The sequence below is a fragment of the Flagellimonas sp. genome (genome assembly GCF_965222555.1).
GTDB lineage: Bacteria > Bacteroidota > Bacteroidia > Flavobacteriales > Flavobacteriaceae > Flagellimonas.
The window spans coordinates 159,823-174,613 of the sequence record NZ_CBDCUG010000005.1 but is presented as its reverse complement, the minus strand read 5'-3'; the positions used below and the strand labels follow the sequence as shown (position 1 = coordinate 174,613).

Sequence of the window (14,791 nt, the reverse complement as noted above, 5' to 3'; positions counted from 1 at the left end):
TATGGAACAGGGTAAGTATTCAGTTGGTTTGGATATTGGAACTACTAAGATCGTAGCGATTATTGGTAGGGAAAATGAGTATGGAAAAATTGAGATTTTAGGAACGGGGAAATCCAAAAGTCTGGGTGTCCACCGGGGAGTGGTCAACAATATTACCCAGACCATTTCATCAATTCAACAAGCTGTGGAACAAGCAGAGGTGAATTCTGGGTTAAAGATTGGCTCTGTTGTGGTTGGTATTGCTGGACAACATATCAGAAGCCTTCAGCATAGTGATTACATTACCAGGCCAAACTCTGAGGAGGTCATCAATGATGACGATTTGGAGAAACTCTGCAACCAGGTTTACAAATTGGTGATGCTTCCAGGAGAGGAAATCATCCATGTACTGCCTCAAGAATATAAAGTGGATGGTCAATCTGAGATAAAAGAACCCAAAGGAATGTATGGTGGACGTTTGGAAGCCAATTTTCATGTGGTAGTGGGGCAGGTTTCGTCTATAAAAAATATTGGCAGATGTATTAAAAGTGCCGGATTGGATTTGGGGAATATCACTTTGGAACCGCTGGCATCCGCCGAAGCTGTTTTGAGTCAGGAAGAGAAGGAAGCTGGTGTTGCTTTGATAGATATAGGTGGTGGAACCACTGATTTGGCCATTTTTAAAGATGGCATAATCCGTCATACCTCTGTAATCCCATTTGGTGGAAATGTTATAACCGAAGATATCAAAGAAGGCTGTTCCATTATTGAAAAGCAAGCCGAGTTGTTGAAAATTAAGTTTGGGTCTGCTTGGCCAGGGGAGAACAAGGACAATGAAATTGTGTCCATTCCTGGCTTAAGAGGTCGTGAGCCCAAGGAAATAACCTTGAAGAACCTATCCAAAATTATCCATGCCCGGGTGGTGGAGATAGTGGAGCAGGTGTACGTGGAAATCAAGAACTACGGACACGAGGATCAAAAGAAGAAGCTTATTGCCGGAATTGTACTTACCGGTGGAGGTAGCCAATTGAAACACTTAAAACAATTGGTGGAATATATCACTGGGATGGACACGCGCATTGGGTATCCCAACGAACATTTGGCCGGAGATTCCGATGAAGAGATAGCAAGTCCATTATATGCTACGGCTGTAGGGCTTTTAATGAACGCCTTGGAGACCAAAACCAATAATGTGCTGGAAAGCGAAATGGAGCAGGAGGAAGAAGAGGTTTTGGTGGGACAAGAAAGCGTGGCAGGTCAGTCGACAAGTACGCGAACGGCACCTAGAAAATCCATTTTTGATAAATGGTCCGAGAAGTTGAAGGACTTTTTGGACAATGCAGAATAATAACCCCATTAATAGTAACAAAACAGTCATGAGTAAGAGCACCGAATTTGACAACATTTCTTTTGACCTTCCAAAGAACCAAAGCAACGTAATAAAAGTAATTGGCGTTGGTGGCGGAGGTAGCAATGCCATTAACCACATGTTCCAGGCCGGTATTAACGGAGTGGATTTTGTAATCTGCAATACAGATGCCCAGGCTTTGCAAAACAGCGCAGTTCCCAACAAGATTCAGTTAGGAGTATCCCTGACCGAAGGACTTGGCGCTGGAGCTAATCCAGAGGTTGGTGAACAGGCAGCTTTGGAGAGTATGGAAGACCTCAAGGCCATGTTGGGAAATACCACAAAGATGGTTTTTATTACTGCCGGGATGGGTGGTGGAACAGGGACAGGTGCAGCTCCCGTTATTGCCAAAGTAGCTCGGGAAATGGATGTTCTAACTGTGGGAATTGTTACTATCCCTTTTCAGTTTGAAGGTGCTATGCGAAACAAACAAGCGCAAACCGGGATTGAAAAGTTACGCTCCAACGTGGATTCTTTAATTGTAATCAATAACAACAAACTACGTGAAGTATACGGAAACCTCGGGTTTAAGGCCGGTTTTTCAAAAGCAGATGAAGTATTGGCAACTGCAGCAAGGGGGATTGCAGAAGTAATTACACATCACTATACGCAGAACATTGACCTTAGGGATGCCAAGACAGTGCTTTCCAATAGTGGAACGGCTATAATGGGCTCTTCTACAGCTTCTGGCTCTGCAAGGGCAGGTGAAGCCATTATGAAAGCCTTGGATTCTCCGCTGTTGAATGATAACAAAATTAACGGCGCCAAAAATGTGTTGTTGCTTATTGTCTCCGGCACGCAGGAAATCACTATAGATGAGATTGGTGAAATCAATGATTACATTCAGATTGAAGCTGGACATGGAGCCAATATCATTATGGGTGTCGGTGAGGATGAAAACCTGGGAGATGCCATTGCGGTTACCGTTATTGCAACTGGATTCAACATTGATCAGCAAGACCATATTGTAAATACGGAAAGCAAGAAGGTGTTTTACACCTTGGAAGACGAACAGACCGCCGAGCAGGAATTGGCACCTGAAACAACATCCGTTCAGGAAATCAATGTTGAAAAAACTCCGGTGGAGGCAGAACCAATGATTGTAAAGCATACATTGGAAATGGAAGAAGAGGAAGTGGTTGAGCCAAAACAACAAGAATCTGATCTTATTCCTACAACAAATTATATCAGAAACTTTAATGTTTTCTATGAAGAAGTGGTACCGGAAAATGTTGAGGATGATTTTGTGATTATAGAAGCCAAAAGTATCCTAAACGATATCGAGGTGGTAGATCCAGAGGTAATCTCACCAAAGGCTGCAGAAGATCAGTTTGCCTTAACTTTTGATATGCCGTTAAATGCTTCCAAAGAAGAGGAAGAAAAAGAGCATACCATTACGTTTGACCTAGATGAAGATGTGAAGGATATCGATGTAAATGAATATGTAGAGGTAAAACCTGTTTTGGAATATAAAAAAGAGGGTGAAACCAGATACAATTTGGAAGAGTACATGGAATTGGAGACCCAATTAACGGGCGCTAAATCCGTTGCGGAGACCCACGAACCCAAATTGGTGGAAGATGAACTGGTTTTTGAAAAGAAAACTATCAAAGTTGAAGCTAAAGCGGAAGGTGATAACAGTGGCAATGTGGACCCATTCAATAGTTCCATCAATGAATTGTTGAAAGATAGAGCGGATGAACGCAGAAAAAAATTGAAAAACTTCAACTATAAATTTCAGAACAGCAGAAATAGTATTGATGAGATAGAGAAGCAGCCTGCATATAAAAGACAAGGCGTTGATTTGGACGATACACCACAAGAGCAGAAGGTCTCCAGAACAACATTGAGCGAGGACAGCAATGATGATTTGCAATTGCGATCCAATAACTCCTTCTTGCACGATAATGTTGATTAGTAGTGTTTAAATTGACTCCATTTTTAATGGAAAACCTAAACCCGTAAGTTAAGAGACTTTCGGGTTTATTTTTTATCTTCGCAGCCCAAAATAAAGACAACATGAGTTTGCAAGAACAAATAATGACAGAGATGAAATCGGCAATGAAAGCCAAGGATACTGTTGCTTTGGAATCCTTGCGAGCCATAAAATCTGCAATTTTGTTGGCCAAGACCGATAAAGGTGGTGGTGGAGAGCTTTCGGAAGCCGATGAGGTAAAACTGGTTCAAAAATTGGTGAAACAGCGTAAGGACAGTGCAGCAATCTTTACTGAGCAAGGTAGAGATGATTTAGCGGCTCCGGAGTTGGCACAAGTTGCAGTTATTGAAAAGTTTTTACCCGAACAGCTTACGGAAGAAGAGATTGAAAAAGTTGTGGTTCAAACGATAGATTCCATTGGGGCATCTGGAATGCAGGATATGGGGAAGGTAATGGGGTTGGTTTCCAAAGAATTGGCTGGTCAGGCCGATGGAAAGACCATTTCAACCATAGTTAGAGCAAAACTAAGTTAGTAATAATATAATGGCCACGTAGCTCAGCTGAATAGAGCACTGGATTTCGGCTCCAGCGGTCGTAGGTTTGAATCCTACCGTGGTCACAAAAATTACGATAAAAACGTTCAAGTTTACCTGAACGTTTTTTTATTTTCAGTCCAAAATGCAGCTGGGTTCGCTTTGGAATAGCTTAATCGTTTGTCATCCATGAGGAGATATCATCAATTAATTGTGATGCTTCGGGTATGGTTGGTGAAAAGTTCCAAAATGTATGGAACATATTGGGATATAATTTGTAACGGGTTGGTGTACTATTTTTTATGAGTTCGGTTTTAAGAGCCTCAGTTTGATCTAGTAAAATTTCGGCACTACCTACACCAATAAAGGTTTTTGGAAGCTGTGGTATGTTATCCACATTGAATGACATAGGGTAATCGGAACTTTCCATCTTATTTCCTAAATAGAGTTTATAACAATTGGTTACAAAAGTTCGATCTCCAATATCATTGTCATTATTATAGTTTATTGATCCAATTTCAGAAAGAGGATCTACCCAAGGTGATATAAGTACCGTGCCATGGATATTTTTCCTTTCGGTTGTATTGAGATTTTTGAAAGTTGATAGTGCCAGAGCCGCCCCCGCCGAATCACCTGCAAGTATTAAGTTGTCACAGTCTTTCATGATTTCCCTTACAAAATTTAAACAGGCTATTTGAGCTTTTGGATATTCTGCTTCTGGCGCCGTAGGGTACTCAGGGATTAATATCACCGTTTTTAGGGCAATGCTGAGTCTAGTTATGAATTCCAGAGAAGCTTCCGGAGAGCCCAGGGTGTATCCGCCACCATTAAAGTAAACAACTGTTTTATTGGAATCTGCAATAGCATGTGGGGTAACTTTTATATAGTTGATGCCTTTTATTGAATTATGATCTATGTTGATTTGCTTTTTCAAAGTAGGTTTTGGCATAAACTTTTGTGATATTCTTTTCAACCATAATAAACCATATTTGTTCGAAGCGAGAAGGGTCATACGTGATGTGGCCCAAATGATTTCTGTTTTGACGGACCAATTAGGATATTTTTTATAGCCCAATAGTCTTTTGAGCAAAACTTGTACAGTGACCCCAACTAATGAAATGATATACAACAGACTATTCATACTTCAATATTTTGCCCTTTTCTTTCAGCAAGGTTTTAGCTACTCCCCATTTAGGAAACTCATTTGCATCTATGGTCAGGGTTCTTACTTCCTTGGCAATTGAGCTGGTTTTTTTTACAGCGGCTAAATGATTGCCACTCCTGGAAAATTTATTCATTTCCTCTTTATTGGGCCAAAGGGTCATGGTATAGTGTTCTGTCCAAAAACCTCTTTTTTTGAGCCCTATACACGAAGAGCCCTTTATTTGATGGACTACGCGCATAGCTTTCATGGACAAAGAAAAAAACATCCAAGGAGATTTTAATTTAATGCAGGTAACTACTAATATCATATTTGATTGTTTCTAAATTTTTTTGAGTAATTAAAAGTGACTAAGAATATTAGAAATCAAAAGATACGCCCGTTTTGAAAAAGACAATGAGGTACTAGTTGTTTTTTGATAAGATTAACTATTACTTTTTATATGGGTTCTGGTTAGACGCATTATTTCCCACATAATTGCCTGACTTTTATCCCCATTATTAGTTAAAATGATGACTTGTAGGTCTAGATCAGGGTTGATTGATAAAACCGAACGATATCCATCAAAACCTCCGGAATGCCAAAAATCATTGGGGTCGGATAATTCATCGGTATGCCAATATTTTCCTGTTCCAGTCATCCAACCATAGCCGTAATCCGCTATTTCTTCCACAGGCCCTTGTGTTGCCGTCATAGTATTAAGACTTTGTTCTGTGATTATGTCAAAATTCAAAAGTGCTTCAGTAAATAGGTTAAGGTCGTGGGTTGAACTCACCACACCACTACCTCCATAAATCAATGAATCAAACCCCAATACCTTTATTGAATTACCAAAGGATAGTGCATAATTAGCATTGACATCTCCTAAGTGTTCATCCTCGTAAATTACAAAAGTATTGATCATTCCTATGGGCTCAAAAATATTTTCCTTAAGGAAATCAGGGTACGACATACCACTAACTTCTTCAATGACCAGCGCAAGAAAAACATAGCCTGTATTTGAGTATTCACCTTCAGAACCGGGCTCAAATAAAAGGTTGCCCAACCCAGAACCAGGGATAATGGACGGAATTTGGGAAATAGTGACACCATCAAGGGAAGATAGATTGTTGTTATCGTCTATATAATCCAATAGACCAGACCGATGTGATAACAGATGTGCTATCGTGATATTTGTAAAAGAGTTGGGTAAATCTGGTAGAATGTCAAGCAGTCTATCCTCTAATGAAATTTGGTTTTGTTCCACCAATTTCATTATAGAAATTGCCGTTATGGTCTTGGTTATCGAACCTATTCTAAAACCTGTGTGCTGATTTATAGCATGATTGCCTTCTAATCTGGCAAGCCCTTTGTGATTTTGATACAAAATTTCTCCCTGGTACTTGATCAATATGCTTAATCCAGGATCAGAATCGGATTGGTTCTGGTCTAAATATTCTGTAAGAGTGGTTGTAAGGTCTTTTTCTGTAGGTATTGAAACATCGTTGTCATCATTACTGCAGGACATAAAGAACAATACAAATGGAGCAATGAAATACAATTTGAGGTTGGTACTGGTGTTTTGAATTAGCATGGTATCAGTTTTTTGTTCGATATTGAAATCGAATGTTACAGATACAAATGTGAAGCGTCTCAACCAATAAAATGCCTCATGCGATAACCTGAGACCTAATTGTTACTTCAGGATTGAGCCCAATTTATTAAATGGTACGTGGTGATTGGTTTTGCTGAAACTCTTTTGGGGATTGCCCAACAAAATTTTTAAAGACCCTGTTCATTGAAGCTTTTGAATTGAAACCGCTTTCAATTCCCATAGATAGAATTGTAAATTTATGATTATTGGGATCGGACAGCAGTTTTTTGAAATGTTCTACGCGATAGCGGTTTACAAAGTCAAAGAATGTTTTATTGGACTTGGAGTTGATGATTTGTGAAACTTTATGGACAGAAATATTGAGTCTTTGGGCTATTTCTTCAATTTTGAACTGTGGCTCAAGAAACAATTTCTCCTGATCAAACAATTGTACTATTTCTTTGAAATAAGTGTCGATATTTTCTTTGGTCAAACTTGATGATTGATACTTCTCGGTTACCAAAACATTTTTTCGTGAACCAGAAACCAATATTATTTCGTCATTGTTCCTTACTGAGGCTAAAGAGTATTGTTTTATTCCATTGTAGCATAGGTAAAACAATAGAATTATGAAGATCATGTATTCAATGCCAAAGGGAATTTCTATGTTTTTGATTATACCGGCACTGAAACTTGTGAAAATTACAAGACCTATACTACTAAGGCACAAAAAAGAAAGGATAAAAAAACGAAACCAATTTAAGTTGATATGTTCAATGGTTGAATAACGGCTCTTGATTTCCAAAGTATATGCTTTAAGTTTTTTCCAAAGCCATATTAAAAGAACTATGACATAGATATACTGCGTCAAATAAAAGAATAGCTGATATTTTGATGGTTCTGTAAATAACTTCTGAACAGCTACTGGGGAGCCATAGTCGTTTAATACCAAAACATCAAGAAGTATAAAAATGGTATAAACGATCGGATAGCCATAAATCCACAACCACTGTTTATTGAACTTATTATTACCACTCAATAAAATTAGTCCATAGATCATCAGGACTGGAAAATAGTAGGTGTTAAAAAACAAACTTATTAGATAGGCCTCAATAGAAAGCCATTTTTCCATTATGATGTGGGTACCAAGTATTCCTGCAAAAAAGAAAATAATCGCAATCAAGTAATAATCGCTCAAAACCTTGTCTTTTTTGGGTAAGATGAACAACAGGAATATTGCTAGAATGCTTAAGCCAACAACGATGAGAAAAATCATAGAACTTTAACTTAAGTTATAAAACATTTTCCTGAGAATACAGTTTTAAGAAATGATCAAAAAGCATGATAAATAATTGCAAGTTAGCGAAACCTAGTTATCAATCTCAAAACAATTGCCCTATTGGATATGTCAGTTCATTTTAATTTTGAAAACACCTACGGATGAACTCCATTATGAACAAATGTTTTTTTGGGTTACATTGATCTATGACCAATTTAAAATATCTGTTTTTTAAAAGCTCACCCTAAAAACAAAATTGGGCGTAGTACCCAAAGAATACCTTGTTATTTCCTGCAGCTCTATTGTGCTGTTGTTTTGCTGATCGGTTATCTGAAACAACCCAAAATTCCTATTCAGAATGTTCTTTTGGCCATAAATGTTTTGAACGGAAAGACCAATTTTGGCGGTAACTGGATTTTCTTTTTTGGATAGCACAAAATCGTAAATCAATGAAAAGTCCAAACGATGATAGTCTGGTAATGTTTTGGCGTTGATGGCTCCATACTGAATTTGGATATCATCACCTTCCCCAATTGTCCCAATAGCTTCGGTAAACGGAATCCCCGTTCTATATTTCCACCCCAATGAAAATTGAAGATTTCTCCAAGTATAAAAATGAGACCAAGTGAGGGAATGCCCAATGTTGTTGTTGCCCTTAAAAGCATTTCCCATATTGAGTTCGGAAAACTTGAAGTCGGTGTTGGAAACCGTATACCCTAACCAGGAGGAATAATTGTTCCATTTCTTTTTTATAAACAGGTCTATTCCTTTGGTAGTACTTTTTCCTTCGGTAAAATTGGCATCAACGGACTCAAAACCCCTTGTAAAAGAGGTAATCCCATTGATGGTTTTATGATATGCCTCAAAATCCATGCTCCATCCTTTTTTGTACCATAAAAGCCCCGTGGAGAACTGATAACTTTCAAGCAACGGAATATCATTACCGTTGGCCAAAGCCCAAATTTGGTTTTCCAGTCCAAAATCTTGGGTGGCAAACTCCAGAATTTGGCTAATGGCCTGCCCCCTGACTTCTGCCGACCCTTTTAATCTAAAATTATCTCCAATTTTTTGTTCGGCATAAAGCCGTGGTTCAGCAAGAAAACGTTGCAATTCTGAATAATAGGAAGTTCGAAGTCCCATCTGGACATAACTTTTTCCAAACTGATAGACCAGATTTTGAAATAACGTATGGGTTGGATTATCAACTTTGTCAGTTTCGGATAAATCATCCTGTTGCAACAGAAAATCAACTCGATTATTAAAAAATTGATAACCATTGGATAGCGACCATTTCTCATTGATTTCCCAATCCATTTTGAATGAAAACCCAGTTTCCTTGATAGTGTTTCTTTTAGAAGTGATTAGTTCCGATCCAAAGTATTCGTTTCGTCCATCATAACTGAAATCATATGCAGAATGGTACAGCTGCAACTCTGAAGAAGTTTTGCTGTTCCAGATGCTACTCCAAGTGGCATTGGCCCCATAGTTTTTGATGTTAAGCTTGTCACTGGAAGCATCTGTAAATTCAGTGTCCGCAAAAGAATAGTCCAATTTGTTCCTTGTGGAAAGTCCTGAAACCATTATTTTATCTTTTTCCGAGACATCCCAAATGGTCTTTAGGGTTATGTCCGTAAAATAAAAGGATTGGGTACTTTCAGTAAACTCCGGTTCAAATACTTCTTGATTTCTCCGAATGCTGGTATTCTGGAATGCTTTGTCTGTAAATTTGCCAAAAGTAGGGGAGTCAAAGAGGTCAGTAAACGCTCTCCTTGCAGATACCTGAACTCCAAATTGTTTGGTTAGGGGAATTTTAAGGAAAGCGTCCCCATGTGTCATGTTAAATCCGATACCACCTTGAGCCATGTCCGCGACGGTATCATCTGTATTGATATCCAATACTCCGGAGACCCTATCTCCATATTCCGGAAGGGCGCCACTACGGTACACTTTTACATTTTTGACAATGTACGGATTGAATGCCGATAACATACCAAAAAAGTGATCGGAATTGTACATTTTGATGCCATCCCACAGAATAAGGTTTTGATCGGGAGTACCACCTCTTATGTACAGTCCTGATGCCGTTTCATTGGGGCTTTCAATTCCAGGCAGCAATTGGGTGCTTTGAAGCACATCAGGTTCGGGCAGTCCTGAAAGGATATCCTGGTTATTGGGAGCAATTTGTATGGATCCGTCTTGGTTTTTGGATATCCCCCGAGCCAAATACTCCTTGACCACGACTTCTTGAAGAGTTTCGGCATTGGCGGATAATTCCAAAAGGGTACAATCATCTTTGTTGACAGCACTGCCCGGTAGAACAAGTGTTCCATATCCCAAATATGAAATGGAAAGAGTATCGGTTTCACCTACGTTTTCCAGTTTAAAAAAACCATTGTTATTGGTAATTATTCCAGTTTTCTTTTTGGTATTTGCCACGGTGGCACCAACTATGGCAAGACCATCAGCTTTGTCCTTTAGATAACCGCAAAAAACGTGTGTTTGTCCCTTTAAAATATAATAACGTTCATTGACTCTCTCAAAGGTAAGTCCGGCAGAATTGGCCAAATCCCCAATAGCCTTTTTAAGAATCGCATTATCAATATTTAGGGTAACATGTTTGTTTTTGACCAATATGGCCTTGTAAGAGAATTTAATATCGAAAGTTTTGGCCACTTGGTCAAGGGCCTGCGATAAAGGAACATTATTGAACGTGAACGAATGCACGGCTTCTTGGGCGGATGCAGCAATGCACAGTAGGAAAAAAAAAGAAACAAAAAGGTTTTTCATCTACTTCTCAACAAGAATAACGGTATTCTTGTTGGTAAAAGTATATGTAATATCCATGGACTCAAAAACAATTCGTAAGGCGGCATTTAGGTCTCCGTGGGTAAAACTTCCTGTAAATCGCGCATCCGTGTCCACATTTTCTGCATTGATGGAGATTTCAAACTGATTTTCAAGAGCTTTGATGACCTGTGATAGGGGAGCATTGGTAAAATTGCTCTCACCTTGTATCCAAGTAGGTTTTGCATCTGACAATTTCCAATGCTCAACAGTTGCCCCATAAATTCTCAACGCATCTCCTTGATGTAATACTTGGGTAAGATCATTATTAGTTACCTCTACTTTTCCTTCATAACAAATAACTTGAAAAACACGGTCGCCGGAATTTACGGTGAATTCGGTTCCTAATACGGTCACATTGCCATTGGTCGTTTCAACCTTAAAATCTGACCCTTTCTGTACTATAAAGAAAGCTTCTCCTTTTAAATTCACTGTTCTGTCTCCGTTTTTCCAATCTTCTTTTATATAAGATAGAGCGGAGTTTGAATTGAGTATGATTTCGGAATTATCAGGGAGTTGGGCGGTCAACTGTTCTCCAAAGCCTGTTGTGTAATCAACCGTGGTACCGGCAAACCATATGTATCCAAAAAGCAATACTGCAATTGCTGCAGCGGTGGCATACACCCATTTGGGAATAAGCGTAACAACCTTTCCACTGTTTTCTCTTTGCTGCTGTACCTTTAGGTACAGGTCTTCTTTTTTATAAGATGGCACATCCAATGCCTCTGTTCCCTCCAGAATAGCTTTGTAGTACACATACTCTTCTGATTGTTCAAAAGTTTTCTTTTCAGCATCGGACAGTTCCCCACTTGCCCATTTGGCCAAAAAATCATCTATGTTATTCAATTCTTCCATTTTTTTGTCTTAAATGGACCTTCCTATCTTTTCCCTAAGCTTTAACAGCGCAAGATGCATGCGACGCTCTACCGCTTTTTGGGTAATGCCTACGATTTCAGCAATTTCCCGATATGTTTTTTTATCTTTTCTGCTCAATAAAAACACTATCCTTTCCTTTTCAGGAAGACTGGAAATGCTGCGTTGTAATTTTTCCATGAATTCTTGCTCTTCCATTAAAAAATCAGGACTTTCTGTAAACATCTTTTTAATGGAAACGGTCGAATTGTATTTCAAAACCACTTTTTCATGGGCAGCTTCATTGTAAAATGCATTTTGAGCAACTTTCATTACAAACGACTTTGCTTTGCTAAAGACCACTTTCTTGCAATTCTTCCAAAGTTTTACAAAGGCATCCTGAGTTAGATCTTCTGCCTGCTGCATGTCTTTGCATTTGTAATAGATGAAATTTCGAATCACTTCGGAATGATCATCAAATATCTTCTTAAAAGTGTTTTCGTCACAAACGGATTTATGCTCAAATCCCATATTTTGAAATAAGGTTTGTATTTCAAAACTAATTATTTCAAAAAGGTTATTCCCATCATTTTTCCATTATTCCGGATTTCCCCTTGTTGATGATACAACAGGAAGGTCTGCACATACCCTATTTTTTTAATGGTAGTTTTTTTTGTCCGGAGGGTTATCGAAAAATTCTGAAAAAAAATAGGGTACTCCAAAAGTTGCCTGTTGTGGTGTTAAACAATGTTCAATTAAAGATTTTATTTATGAAAAGGCTGCAACAACTAAAATGGATTTTATTACTATTCTTTGCTATACTCACCATTCAATCCTGTGAGAAGGATGATGTTCTTATAAATGGCGATTCCGTTGCGGATACTACAGGCACGGATGGCAATGATAATTCCGGAGGAGATGACAATGTAGATAACAATGGCAACGACAACTCTGATGGTGATAATAATGGAGACCAGGGAGATAATTCGGGAACGGATGGTGAAGAGGGGGAAATAACCTTATATAAGGTTGACGGTGCCAACATTACAAAACAAACGGACTATAAGGTATCGGGAACCGATCTGGAACTTCAAAAAGACACCAATAAACATCAAGAAGTTTGGGAGTTGGTAAAGAAGATTGTCCCGACCAGCTATCTTTCCAAAATGAGTGAATTTATGATATTCTCAGGGGAGAGTAGTGGAACGGCCGGATATGTGTTTCCCACTGAAAATGACCTGTCTAAATGGCAAATGGGCATAGCCATAGATTTTGCATACGAAGGTGGTTTTAATGCCGGGGGAGAACTGGCCTATACCATAATCCATGAGTTTGGACATATTTTAACCTTGGATATTGACCAAGTGAATGTCTCTATTTCCCAAAGCGATTGTAAAAACTACTTTACTGGGGAAGGCTGTGCAAAGACCGATTCGTACATCAATAAGCTGCAAACTCGATACTGGGCAGATATATGGAGCGAGTTTGAGTCGGCTCAGGAAAATGAAGATAAAATGGAACAGTTCTATCAAAAACATAAGGAGCGCTACGTAACTGCTTATGCATCCACAAATCCGGGTGAGGACATTGCTGAGGTATTTGCCACTTTTGTGACCAGAAAAGGAGGTCCCAATGGTAATTCCATTGCCGAGCAAAAGATTCAACTCATGTACGATCATCCGGAACTGATATCCTTCAGAGATTTTATCCGAAACAACATGGCATCTGCCAAAGGTAGAAGTTACCTGCCAGTTGCAGGTTCTTGGAAAAAGGCAAAAACAATTGGACACCCCAAAAAGGGCTGCACCCATAAAAAGGCCGGGTGATAATAAAGAATTCAATGCCCCTTGACCAAGTTCAAGGGGCTTTATTACAAAAAGATTCAATTATGAAAAAAATATATATGATTTTGGTTTTTACATTGTTTGCTTGTAAATCTGGCGAGGGAACATCAGCCATTCCTCAAGGAGAACCGTTACTTCAGTATTCCAAGGGTCCTTGTTTGGGAAGATGTCCGGTTTATGATTTTATGGTTTATCCGGATGGAAACTTCACCTATAAAAATGTAAGGGCAATTGGGCCCAACAAGGAAATAAAAGGAAGGTTGGCCACAGAGGAAATGGAAAAATTGACAAGTGCCCTCAAAAGTGAACTTGGAACACCGAGTGCCTTTAAAAGGGTAAGGGATCTTCCTATTACTAAATTAAAGTTTGACACAAAGAAGTATGAGTATCATGCTTCCAAAATAAGTGAAGGGTTAAAGAAGGTCAACACACTCATTGAAGATATGGTGGCAGGGATTGTTGTAGGGCAGTAGTTGGTCAATCCTCTGAGCCCTATATTTTTATGAGATCAATTAAGTATAAACCGGTTTTTAAATATTGAAATAATATGTGCTTACACAACCATAAATTCTAAATTCCGTCTATGGATGTTCATGAACAAAGCTTAAATATATTTTTTTAAGTTTGTTTATATTCAACCTAAGGTAAGAGCAGGTGTGGGCTCAAACATGCACTAGATTATCTATGGATCAGGGCAATTTATGGTCAAAATTTAAAGCTGGAGATAAGACTGCATTCGAATCGGTGTATAAGTCATGTATTGATGATATGTATGCCTATGGTTTGAAGCTAGATTCTGATAAAGAATTGGTAAAGGACAGCATCCAAGAAGTGTTTATAGACATTTTTGAACATCGAAACGCCATATCCGAACCCAACAATATCAAGTTTTATATTCTTAAGGCGCTAAAGCACACCATATTTAAGAAAAAGAAAAAGGAAAGAAAAAAGACAAAACTTCACGAACAGCCTGGATTTAGTGTTAGTGCGGGCTATAACTTCGAGGACAAAAGAATCCTATCAGAATTGGATGAAGAAAAGCGTAATCTGGTGAATGAAGCATTGGATTCCCTGACACCAAAACAAAAAGAGATCATGTATTTGCGCTTTAGCGTGGGGCTGGGCTATGAAGAGATTTCTGAAATTGTAAAAATTGACCATTCCTCGGTTAGAAAACAGGTATACAGGGCGGTTAAAAAGCTTAGGAACAGTAAAGCCTTTGATGATTACAAGGGCATAGTCCTGTTTTATTCCATGCTAAAGATTTTTTAGCATTGCCTTCTTTTTTGATCAATTTAGTTTTAAAGATTTTTAAAATACAATACATTGATTTTGAGCGTATTGTGTTTAAAAGTGAAAAAAAACTTAAAAAAAGTGTCCA

13 protein-coding genes and 1 tRNA gene are annotated in these 14,791 nt (G+C 38.6%); 7 read left to right on the top strand and 7 right to left on the bottom strand.

Translation table 11 applies throughout. The features are described from left to right. Position 1: 1 nt before the first annotated feature. The 4 genes from ftsA (at position 2) to ACOQO1_RS09330 (ending at position 3,942) form a co-directional block, all read left to right on the top strand. Positions 2 to 1,327, top strand: a complete 1,326-nt coding sequence (ftsA, locus tag ACOQO1_RS09345) for a cell division protein FtsA (RefSeq protein ID WP_420602608.1) — start codon at positions 2 to 4, stop codon at positions 1,325 to 1,327. 28 nt (positions 1,328 to 1,355) lie between these two features. Further along, a complete protein-coding gene (gene ftsZ, locus ACOQO1_RS09340) occupies positions 1,356 to 3,305 on the top strand; it encodes a cell division protein FtsZ (RefSeq protein ID WP_420602607.1) in 1,950 nt (649 codons plus the stop codon). A 101-nt stretch (positions 3,306 to 3,406) separates the two neighbouring features. Next, on the top strand, positions 3,407 to 3,856 hold the full coding sequence (locus ACOQO1_RS09335; RefSeq protein ID WP_420602606.1) for a GatB/YqeY domain-containing protein: 450 nt from the start codon (positions 3,407 to 3,409) through the stop codon (positions 3,854 to 3,856). Positions 3,857 to 3,868: 12 nt separating this feature from the next. Then, positions 3,869 to 3,942 (top strand) — tRNA-Arg (locus ACOQO1_RS09330). 86 nt (positions 3,943 to 4,028) lie between these two features. On the opposite strand, the gene ACOQO1_RS09325 is transcribed toward ACOQO1_RS09330, so the two are convergent. The 7 genes from ACOQO1_RS09325 to ACOQO1_RS09295 form a co-directional block, all read right to left on the bottom strand. Further along, positions 4,029 to 4,997 (bottom strand): alpha/beta hydrolase, encoded by a 969-nt coding sequence (locus tag ACOQO1_RS09325; RefSeq protein ID WP_420602605.1) that lies wholly within the window; start codon positions 4,995 to 4,997, stop codon positions 4,029 to 4,031. Continuing rightward, complete coding sequence (locus ACOQO1_RS09320; protein ID WP_420602604.1) at positions 4,990 to 5,286, bottom strand: DUF3291 domain-containing protein; 297 nt, start codon at positions 5,284 to 5,286, stop codon at positions 4,990 to 4,992. Before ACOQO1_RS09320 ends, ACOQO1_RS09325 begins: the two co-directional genes overlap by 8 nt. Before the next feature lie 156 nt (positions 5,287 to 5,442). After that, on the bottom strand, positions 5,443 to 6,591 hold the full coding sequence (locus tag ACOQO1_RS09315; protein WP_420602603.1) for a serine hydrolase domain-containing protein: 1,149 nt from the start codon (positions 6,589 to 6,591) through the stop codon (positions 5,443 to 5,445). A 127-nt stretch (positions 6,592 to 6,718) separates the two neighbouring features. Next, entirely contained in the window at positions 6,719 to 7,867 is a 1,149-nt protein-coding gene (locus ACOQO1_RS09310; RefSeq protein ID WP_420602602.1) for a helix-turn-helix domain-containing protein, read from the bottom strand. A 234-nt stretch (positions 7,868 to 8,101) separates the two neighbouring features. Beyond that, positions 8,102 to 10,657 (bottom strand): carboxypeptidase-like regulatory domain-containing protein, encoded by a 2,556-nt coding sequence (locus tag ACOQO1_RS09305; RefSeq protein WP_420602601.1) that lies wholly within the window; start codon positions 10,655 to 10,657, stop codon positions 8,102 to 8,104. After that, complete coding sequence (locus tag ACOQO1_RS09300) at positions 10,658 to 11,569, bottom strand: FecR family protein (protein ID WP_420602600.1); 912 nt, start codon at positions 11,567 to 11,569, stop codon at positions 10,658 to 10,660. Positions 11,570 to 11,578: 9 nt separating this feature from the next. After that, positions 11,579 to 12,097: an RNA polymerase sigma factor gene (locus tag ACOQO1_RS09295; protein ID WP_420602599.1), complete on the bottom strand. Its 519-nt coding sequence runs from the start codon at positions 12,095 to 12,097 to the stop codon at positions 11,579 to 11,581. A 239-nt stretch (positions 12,098 to 12,336) separates the two neighbouring features. Here ACOQO1_RS09295 and ACOQO1_RS09290 point away from each other — a divergent pair, with 239 nt between their 5' ends. From ACOQO1_RS09290 to ACOQO1_RS09280, 3 genes are all read left to right on the top strand, one after another. Beyond that, positions 12,337 to 13,392: a hypothetical protein gene (locus tag ACOQO1_RS09290; RefSeq protein ID WP_420602598.1), complete on the top strand. Its 1,056-nt coding sequence runs from the start codon at positions 12,337 to 12,339 to the stop codon at positions 13,390 to 13,392. Between the two features lie 62 nt (positions 13,393 to 13,454). Beyond that, on the top strand, positions 13,455 to 13,883 hold the full coding sequence (locus ACOQO1_RS09285) for a DUF6438 domain-containing protein (RefSeq protein WP_420602597.1): 429 nt from the start codon (positions 13,455 to 13,457) through the stop codon (positions 13,881 to 13,883). 211 nt (positions 13,884 to 14,094) lie between these two features. Next, a complete protein-coding gene (locus ACOQO1_RS09280; RefSeq protein WP_420602596.1) occupies positions 14,095 to 14,682 on the top strand; it encodes an RNA polymerase sigma factor in 588 nt (195 codons plus the stop codon). Positions 14,683 to 14,791: the final 109 nt, after the last annotated feature.